Raw genomic sequence first — 330 nt, 5'->3', positions numbered from 1 at the left:
ACCGACCGCCCTTCAGCATCCACAAGGGCAAAAGGCCCGAGCAGGAACATCCGAAACGGATCGTGCCCCTTGTTCATGCGATCCACCGGCCCCGCCCCCGTTGCCTCCGATGCGCTCGTTTGGCAGGTCGAAGACCTGGCATCCAGAGACCAGTCTGCCATACCTGCGGCGCCTGGCAAGCAACCGGGAAGGGAAATCGGGATTCCGAAAGGAAGATCGATGCTTTTGCGATAATCGAACTGAAGCATAACCGGCTGAAATCCCTCTGCGTAACTTCGCAAACCGGTCGTAGCGCCCTACCGTCAAAGCAGCGTCAAAGAAGTGTTGTTT

General features: G+C 57.6%; 1 pseudogene. It reads right to left on the bottom strand.

The window, feature by feature from the left end:
• A pseudogene (locus AF337_RS44495) lies at nt 1-248 on the bottom strand (SARP family transcriptional regulator); the annotation flags it as partial.
• Nucleotides 249-330: the final 82 nt, after the last annotated feature.

This window comes from Rhizobium ecuadorense (assembly GCF_001187535.1).
Classification (GTDB): domain Bacteria; phylum Pseudomonadota; class Alphaproteobacteria; order Rhizobiales; family Rhizobiaceae; genus Rhizobium; species Rhizobium ecuadorense.
This window is presented reverse-complemented; position numbering and strand designations above follow the sequence as displayed.